Genomic DNA, 5,552 nt, shown 5'->3' on the forward strand with positions numbered 1-5,552 from the left:
TTAGATACCTGTATATTAGGCTTCATTTTATATTCAAAGTCATCAAATTCGTTTGTATTTATATTGGATACCTGTATGTTAGGCTCGCTTTCATACTCAAAGTCATCAAATTCATTTTCTTCTTCTTCCAAAGTATATTTAAATACAGGAGAATACTGTATTTTATTTTCAGCTCTTTTTTCCATATATCTCTGTGGATGTACTACTTTAACAGGATAATAATAGAGATCATCATTTTCATCATAATATATCTCATATTTATTTCTACAGCAATTATTATAAGTTTTTTCATCTCTATAATGCTGATAGCCTTCGTAAACTTTATCTAGTTTATTATATTTTATATTATAAGAATCATCATTTTTTGTATTATAACAGTACTTGTCATACCATTTACTATTATTTTGAGATCTCATATCTTTTCTATGATAGTTCTCTTCTTTATCGTAATTTTCAAGTTTCATATAATTGCGATAAAAATTATAGTCTGTATCACAATTATCAATTTTTATGTCCTTTTTATAATCACTATAACCTTTATCATAACTTGTAGGTTTCATATTTCTTTTATAACTATTTTGTTCTTTATCATAGTCAAATTCCATATGTTTTTTGTAACAACTACAATCTTTACTATCCTCTTCAGGGTTCACACCTTTTTTATATTCAGTATGCTCTTTATCATAATTTTCAACCTCTATATCTTTTTTATAACCACTGCATTCTTTGTTATAATCCTCAGAATGTTCCTCCTTTTCCATAGAGCATTGTCGATTATAATCCTTTGAAAAGCATTCACATTTTTCTTTTTCCTGCCTTGCTCCACTATGATCACTTTCCATCTCATCATAAGCTTGCCTAAGCATTACTATAGTTTTTGTTCTGTTTTGAGAAAAATCGCCAGTTACATCAAAAGCTTCAATTCCAACTTCATATCTAGCATTTTTATTTGGATGCTGAAGTCTTATAGTATGACTAGTAGCATTTTTGCCTACGGTACCTACATATTCAGAGTCTAAGAATATATTATATCCATTTAAGTCTACATCAGTGTTCCTGTCCCAAGATAAATAGATGTTTCTATCATCACCATAAGCTTTTAAGTTTTTAACATCTCTAGGTGGTGTTAAGTAATCTAGATTAGTAGGACCATAATTTAAATCTACTGGAGGATTTATACCTGCCATGGTTCCATTTTCAGTAAATTGCCACATTGTCCACCTAGTCCATCCTCCTGCATCTCTTGGGTAAGGCGGATTTCCTGGAATTTCTGTGTACATTGCAATCCAAAGAGGCATATCAGATAATATATAACCTTTTCTTGAATGATAAAAATTGTTATAAAGATCAATAAAAAAAGAACCAGTATAAAGCATTAATATTCTTCTAGTTTTTCTTTCAAATCTTTTTCTAAATCTATCTACCCAATCTAATAGTGCATCAGTAGAAATTGATTTGTCTATTGGCGCTTCTACATCTACCACTGGAAACATATCTCCATATCTACCTGGCCCGTATGCATCTTGAAGTATTTTAATAAAATCATCACATTGTGAGTCAGCAGTAGTTAAATCATAGGATGGTACTGCATAATGATATCCACCGCTTATTATTCCTACGGATCTAAGACCTCTAGCATACTCAAGAAATCTTCTATCAACTCTAAACCTTCCTGTTCCTGACCCAGATGCCCGTAAGTAACAATATGGTGTTCTAGTTGCTAATAATGCATAGTCTACCTCGTCTCTATATTCATTTATATCAGGACCTATGATATTATTAGGACTTTTATCTTGCATAGATTCCTCCATATATAAAGTAATTCACTTATATAATATTACAATATGGAAATTTTTGTTACACATTATTATTTTAACTATAAGTTCTATTTTGACTTAATACCTTATTTTCTTCATTATATTTGACATTATCAACTCTCTTTACTTTTTTTGAAAAAGAATTATAGAAAGTTTTGCTCATGATTTTTTTAAAAATATTTACTTTGCAATTAAAATAATAATCTCCATTGTAATTTTTTTCTTTCCAATAAATTTTATCTAATGGAAAGACTTTATTAGCTAAAGCTCGCTGTACTTGATAATTTATTAGCACATCTATTGTAGGTTTATATTTTTTACTTGAACTATTAAGAATCTCTTTAAAATTCTCTATTTCATCATCTTTTACTTCATTATTTATATTTTTTATATTTCTAGTTATACTACCTGCTGGAATAGCTCCCCAAGCCATAATAGTTTTTCTCATTAATTTTATAGTATCCTTTAATCCAGATGAAGCAGTAGTAGCTACCATTAGTATAGGTATTTTAACTAATTCTGGTCTGTGAAACCATTTTGAAGTTCTATCAATAAAAACCTTTAATTTTCCTGTTATAGAGGACATATAAACTGGTGAGCTTAAAATAATTCCATCACAACTTAATAATTTATTTATTATTATCTCTGTATCATCTTTTATATGACATTTATCTTTTGTTATGCAATTAAAACATCCTCTACATTCACTTATTCTATAATCAAATAAGTTAATTATTTCTACTTCCATTTCTTCTTTTAAAAGCTTCTCTTTTATCTTTATTAACAAATTATAAGTATTTCCTTTTCTCTTGCTACTATTAATGGCAACTATTCTTTTCATAAAAATAACTCCTTTAATACTATTATAAATATATAAATTTAAACTGAACTATTAAATTAATTCACGATTGCGAATATTTCTCAGCAAAAGCTGATAAATTTTAAATTATTTATTTTTGAAATGAGGCAATCACTTTTTCGCAGTAGAATTTAGTTGTATTATCTATCTTCATTATTTTAGTTAAATAAATAGTTCTTGTTCCGAAGCATACTGCACCTTAATAGAACCCTTATACAATTGAGAATTGAGAATTGACGATTAACAATAGAGAATTATTGATACTTCTCTTTTATAAGAGAAGTTCTAAATTTATTTCTTTTCAAAGTGACGCAGTCATTTTTATTGGAAAATCTATTTAAAGAAATTAATTTGTAAGAATTAATTTCCACCAAAATTGTCAATTTTCCATTTTAAATTCTCCATTTTAAATTCTCCATTGATTAAGTTCCCAAGAGGTGAAAAACCAGTAATTGTATTACTATTAAAAGCTATATTAAAGAAATTAGTTTGATTAAAACTAATTTCAACCTTAATTATGCATTGTGAATTTTGAATTGTACATTATTTTAGGTTGTGAATTAAAATATTTAAAGGCGTAACTATATTCAGCTGTACATTAATTTTTAAGGTAGTTTATCTATATAATAGACATATTATATAGGCATAAAAAAATATGCAAGATATTTATCTTGCATATTTTTAAGATACACAGCAAACTAACTCATCCGTAAAATAATTTTGAAGTTTTTCTAAATGATTAAGATCATCTTCTTTAATTACCTCGAATATTTGCTCTGCTAAATCTTCTTGAAAATTATCAAAATTTACTTCTGCTAAATATTGAACTAAGGTTCCTTCATCTAACCTCTCAAAACTATATTTATATACAGTTTGCACTCCTCCTCTTTTACTCTTAATAGTAAATATTTTATTAGTAATAAAATCTATAATTTCTGCTGTAGATTGCAATTCAATATCATCACTTAGCATTATGCTCCTAAGCTTGGTTCCCTCTCCTAGAGGTTCTTCAGATAATTTCTCCATATTTAAAATGTGATCCCATATTATTGAAAAAACCTTTAATTCCACAAATAAGTTAAATATGTCTTCTAATTTCTTTGGTATAACTATGGAATTTGAAAACTTGTACATTTCTTTCATCCCCTCCATCTAAAGTAAGTTTATTATATCACATTTTACATAATTTGTAAGCTACATATATAATCTATTTTTCTCTATTAACTCTTATAAAATATGATATCTCTTGTTTGAAAAAATTTTTTTACTATTAAAAGATACTTTTTGATAATATTTAGCTATTTATGTTGTATTTTTAATAAGAATGAGAAAGATAATTTTCATAATAAGTTTAATTATATCAAATTATGTTCAATAAATAATTACTTAAGCAATATTTTTTATCAAAATTTATATTTATATAAAAGAACGTGACAAGATCACGCTCTTTAATGTTCTATAAATTGTGGATTTATTTTATCACCAAATTTATAAAGTGGTATATAAAATTTTGGAGCTCCAAAATCCTTTGAAAGTATTTCCCCTGCTTCAAATAAAATTACTAAGTTTCCTCTATAAATGTAATATGGCTGTTCTGCTTTAATAGTTTTAAAGTTATAATCATATTTATACTCTGAACTTTTAATAATATTTTCAATTTGATTATTTATTTCTGTATTTATTAAAGTAACATAATCAGTACCTTTTTTAAAAACATCAGAAAGTTTATAATTCTCTCCAGTAATTAAATTAAAATTATAGCCTTTATTATAAAGTATATAATTAATTGTACTTCCATCATTTGCCGAATAAGTTATATCTATACTAATTAAATCTGGATTAACAAAATATTCATCTGAATAAACTGATGCACCCCATGTAACAGGCCTATTATATATATTTAGCTTCCCCTTACTTAATTCGGCTTTCTTTTTCACATCTTTAGTAAAATTGCTAATATCTTTGGTTATAATAGTATTTATTTGTTTTTCTATAATAGGATTATCTAAATTTTTAATTTGTGGATAGTATAAATATTCACTATAGTTTTCTCCTTTTTTAACAGATTGCTCTTTTTCAATACTAACATTATCACTTTTAATACTTACATCTTTTTTAAGTCCATGTTTGAATTTTGAATAGGGGATTTTAAACTCAGGAATACCTGCAACATATGGAGCAATATCATACAATGGATAATAAATNNAATAAATCACTATTCCATCCTTAGTTAAATAAAAATTTTGATCATATGGAATTCCATGTAATGTATTTAATATATCCTTGAAATATTTATCTGGTTCCTTGGATATTTGATTCCTAACTTCATCTAAGATAACCTTTCTATAATTATCTTCTTCATAAAGGAAATCTTTTAAATATCCTGTTTTACCGGTATTTAAATCAAAATTATAAGCTATTTTTTCTGTGTTGCCATGAGCTCCACCTGTATAGTTATATAAAGTTACTACTACACTTAATACATTGCCTTGATTATACGTCACTTCATAATCTGATGTTACATTATATTTCATAAAAGGCTGATCTTTTTCTTTAGTATTAAAAAATTCCTTTGCCTCTTTTTCTGTAGAGTTTTTTAAATCCATAATAGGCTTTTCCATTTTATCATTCATAATTTTCTCTGTAACCTTGTTATTATAAGTTATTACTGGTATCTTTAAATCCACTTCTATGTAATCATTAGTATACTTTACTTCCTTAGGCTCCACTATAGCATTATAAGTAGGAGCACTAACTAATCTAGGTGGATTTATTTCCACTGTAGGTGGTTTATCCTTTGCTAATACAATGCTGTTAATACTGAATATAAGACAAACTATTATACCAAATATTATTTTCTTCATATTATCACCTCT

Annotated in this window: 3 protein-coding genes and 1 pseudogene; all 4 read right to left on the bottom strand. The window is 26.4% G+C overall.

The features are described from left to right. Positions 1–866: 866 nt before the first annotated feature. Positions 867–1,799 (bottom strand): annotated as a pseudogene (locus B3603_RS08940) (GH25 family lysozyme); the annotation flags it as partial. Between the two features lie 73 nt (positions 1,800–1,872). Continuing rightward, on the bottom strand, positions 1,873–2,658 hold the full coding sequence (locus B3603_RS08945) for a flavodoxin family protein (protein WP_291563574.1): 786 nt from the start codon (positions 2,656–2,658) through the stop codon (positions 1,873–1,875). A gap of 699 nt (positions 2,659–3,357) precedes the next feature. Next, a complete protein-coding gene (locus tag B3603_RS08950) occupies positions 3,358–3,810 on the bottom strand; it encodes a hypothetical protein (protein WP_291563577.1) in 453 nt (150 codons plus the stop codon). Positions 3,811–4,124: 314 nt separating this feature from the next. Next, positions 4,125–5,540, bottom strand: coding sequence for a PdaC/SigV domain-containing protein (locus B3603_RS08955; RefSeq protein WP_291563580.1), 1,416 nt, complete (start codon positions 5,538–5,540; stop codon positions 4,125–4,127). Positions 5,541–5,552 lie beyond the last annotated feature (12 nt).

Source organism: Clostridium sp. UBA2485 (genome assembly GCF_002341865.1).
GTDB lineage: Bacteria > Bacillota > Clostridia > Clostridiales > Clostridiaceae > Clostridium_J.

Coding starts and splice junctions, on each gene's coding strand:
- B3603_RS08950 (WP_291563577.1), bottom strand. CDS start 3,810: ATGTACAAGTTTTCAAATTCCATAGTTATACCAAAGAAATTAGAAGAC.
- B3603_RS08945 (WP_291563574.1), bottom strand. CDS start 2,658: ATGAAAAGAATAGTTGCCATTAATAGTAGCAAGAGAAAAGGAAATACT.